Source organism: Streptomyces himastatinicus ATCC 53653 (assembly GCF_000158915.1).
Lineage (GTDB): Bacteria > Actinomycetota > Actinomycetes > Streptomycetales > Streptomycetaceae > Streptomyces > Streptomyces himastatinicus.
The window spans coordinates 10,008,919-10,011,798 of record NZ_GG657754.1 but is presented as its reverse complement, the minus strand read 5'-3'; the positions used below and the strand labels follow the sequence as shown (position 1 = coordinate 10,011,798).

Annotated in this window: 4 protein-coding genes; 1 reads left to right on the top strand and 3 read right to left on the bottom strand. The window is 73.8% G+C overall.

The window, feature by feature from the left end:
- A partial coding sequence (locus SSOG_RS42355; RefSeq protein ID WP_063631625.1) for an AlkA N-terminal domain-containing protein occupies nucleotides 1-1,060 on the top strand: 1,060 nt, incomplete at its 5' end.
- Between the two features lie 3 nt (nucleotides 1,061-1,063).
- Here SSOG_RS42355 and SSOG_RS42350 read toward each other — a convergent pair.
- From SSOG_RS42350 to SSOG_RS42340, 3 genes are all read right to left on the bottom strand, one after another.
- Nucleotides 1,064-1,453: a tautomerase family protein gene (locus tag SSOG_RS42350; RefSeq protein ID WP_009720480.1), complete on the bottom strand. Its 390-nt coding sequence runs from the start codon at nucleotides 1,451-1,453 to the stop codon at nucleotides 1,064-1,066.
- Nucleotides 1,454-1,510: 57 nt separating this feature from the next.
- A complete protein-coding gene (locus SSOG_RS42345) occupies nucleotides 1,511-1,987 on the bottom strand; it encodes a hypothetical protein (RefSeq protein WP_039940060.1) in 477 nt (158 codons plus the stop codon).
- A gap of 126 nt (nucleotides 1,988-2,113) precedes the next feature.
- On the bottom strand, nucleotides 2,114-2,880 hold a 767-nt coding region (locus SSOG_RS42340), incomplete at its 5' end, for an FUSC family protein (RefSeq protein WP_039940058.1).

Genomic DNA, 2,880 nt, shown 5'->3' with positions numbered 1-2,880 from the left:
GACGACCGACCTCCAGGCCGCCGAGATCGCGTTCGCGGCGGGCTTCGCCAGTGTGCGGCAGTTCAACGACACCATCCGGGAGATCTACGCCGCCACCCCGACCGAACTGCGCGCCGCCCGCCCGGGCCGGGCCTCCCGGTTCGGGCCGGTGGGGCGCCGGGCGCAGGCGTCCGCCTCGGCCGGGGTGCCGCTGCGGCTCGCCTACCGCGGTCCGTACGCCACCGCGGAGGTGTTCGGCTATCTCGCCCGCCGCGCCCTCACCGGCGTGGAGGAGGTCACGGGCGACCCGGGCGGGCGCACCTATCGCCGCAGCCTGCGGCTGCCGCACGGCAGCGGTGTCGTGGAGGTCGACGAGCGCCCCGGTGACGGTTGGCTGGAGTGCCGGCTGCACCTGACCGAGCTGCGCGATCTGACCACCGCGACCCAGCGGATCCGCCGCCTGTTCGACCTCGACGCCGATCCGTACGCGGTCGCCGAACGGCTGGGCGCCGACGCCACGCTGGCGCCCCTGGTGGCGGCCCGCCCAGGACTGCGCTCACCGGGCGCTGCCGACGCGCATGAGCTGGCCGTCCGCGCCGTGCTCGGCCAGCAGGTGTCGGTCGCCGCGGGGCAGCGGCTGGGCAACGCCCTGGTCGCCGCGTACGGAACGCCCCTCGCGGAGTCCAGCGGCGGGCTCACCCACCTCTTCCCGGACGCCGACGGCCTCGCCGACAGCCCGCTCACGGCCCTCGGCATGCCGGAGAGCAGGCGCGCGACCCTGCGCACCCTGGCCGCCGCGCTCGCCACCGGGGCGGTACGCCTGGACACCGGCGCCGACCGCGACCGGACCGAGAAGGAGCTGCTGGCGCTGCGCGGCATCGGCCCGTGGACGGCCGGTTACATCCGGATGCGGGCGCTGGGCGACCCGGACGTCCTGCTGGAAGGGGATGTCGCGGTACGGGCCGGGGCGAGCCGGGCCGGGGCGTTCCTGGAGGACTCCGAGGGCTGGCGGCCGTGGCGTTCGTACGCCATGCACCACTTCTGGAACGTCCCGAAGGCCGCCCGTGCCGCCCTGGCGTGACCGTCAGTCCGAGGACGCGTACTGGGCCGCTCCGTAGCCGAAGGACCAGTCGATGGACGTGTTCTCGGTCAGGGTGATGAACACGTTGCGCGGCTCGGTCCCCGCGTACTCCTGGGCGAGTTCGGCGATCCGCCGGTACAGCGCCTGCTTCTGGTCGGGGGTGCGCCCGGAGCGCATGGTGATCGCGATGTACACGATGCCGTCGTCGCGGGGCACGCCGAGGTAGTCGTCGTAAGCCAGGGTGCTGCTGATGCCGTCGTGGCTGGTCAGGACCTGGAACCGGTCGTCGGGCGGGAAGCCGATCGTCTCGGTCAGGGCGTCGTGCACGGCGCGGCCGAGCGCGCCGAGCCGCTCGCCGTCGGCCCTCAGTGCGTCGATGCGGACGAATGGCATGGCGGCGGTTCTCCTTCGGTCGGACCCGGCAGTGACTGTACATACTAGTAGGTACAGTCAGCCGCGCCGAGACTCGGCTCCCTTCCGGGCGCGGAACTCGGACACATAGCCCGCGCCGACGATCAGCACCGCACAGGACAGCAGGAGGTAGAGGGTCGTCCAGTTCATCCACACGTAGTCGGTGTCGCTGGGGTAGCTGGTGCCGTCGTCGCGGACGCAGTCGAAACGCAGCGGCAGATAGGAGGACCGGTAGTGGGAGAGGTCTCGGACCGTGTCCGCCGCGAAGCCGTCACGGCATGCCGGAGCGGGACTTGAGTCCGCGCCGTTGTCGGTCTCGTGCTCGGACGCGAGAACACCGAAGAGCCCGAGGGAGTAGACGGATGCCGCCGCGAAGGCGGCCAGCCCCGCGGCACGCCGCATCAGATGCTCCGGCCAGGGCTCGGGGCGCCCCGGAAACGCCATGGCGATGACACCGAGCAGTGCGATCAGCGCCCCGAGGGCACAGGTTGCGGAGATACCGAGACCCAGGATCACGCCTGCGCCACCTGCCGTCCGGGGAGTGGGGAGATACGCATCCCGCAACCCCACCAGGTCCGGGCCCGACCGGCTGTGGTGGAAGCCACCCCTCCCGTAACAGCGGTGTCACAGGGCCACGGAGGCTCAGTTCGAGGCGAGTCGGCGGGCCCTGCGCAGCCCGGCGGTGACGTCCGCGAGGGTCGCGCAGTCCGTCACCGCCGCCCCCGCGGGCAGGACCAGGTCCGTCGGAGGGCGACGGGCGGCGACGGCGTCGGCCAGGTCGGACAGGCCCGCGCGCAGCCGGGCGGTGAGTTCGGCGTCGGGGTACGGCGCGCCCTGGTCGAGCCGCACACCGCACGCGGTGGCGGCGTCCACGATCTCCTCCAGCGCGGAGACCACCGGCGCCCAGGCCGCCAAGTCCCGTCCGAACGGTGGATGTTCGGCGCTCGCCACCTCCACGGCGCGGCGCGCATCGGCCAGGGCGCGGTAGGCCTCGCGGCGCAGTCGCAGCCGCTCGGCGTAGGGCGCCTCGGCGGTCAGCACCCGGTCCAGGTGGTCGCGGGTGGCGCGGACGGCGAGGGAGAGGCGGACGGACACCTGGGCGCGCGGGCCGCCGAGCCCGGGCAGGGCGCCCGCGGCGAGCACGACCACGCAGGCGAGCAGGGTGTCCGTGAGCCGGGTGTAGCCGGGGTCGGTGTCGCCGCCGAGGTAGACGAGGGACAGCAGCAGCGGGGTGAGCACCGCCGTCTGGAACGCGAAGTGGCGTACGGATACGGGGATGAGCGCCGCGCACACCGCCGCCACCGCGACCGGCCACAGCCCGAGCACTCCGGTCACCGAGCCGAGCAGGGTGGCGAGCACGCCGAAGACGGCCACGCCCAGCGCCGTGCCGAAGGCGCGGGAGAGGGCTC

Bases quoted from the DNA above. Each gene is read 5' to 3' on its own strand.
- SSOG_RS42350 (WP_009720480.1), bottom strand. From the start codon at position 1,453: ATGCCATTCGTCCGCATCGACGCACTGAGGGCCGACGGCGAGCGGCTC.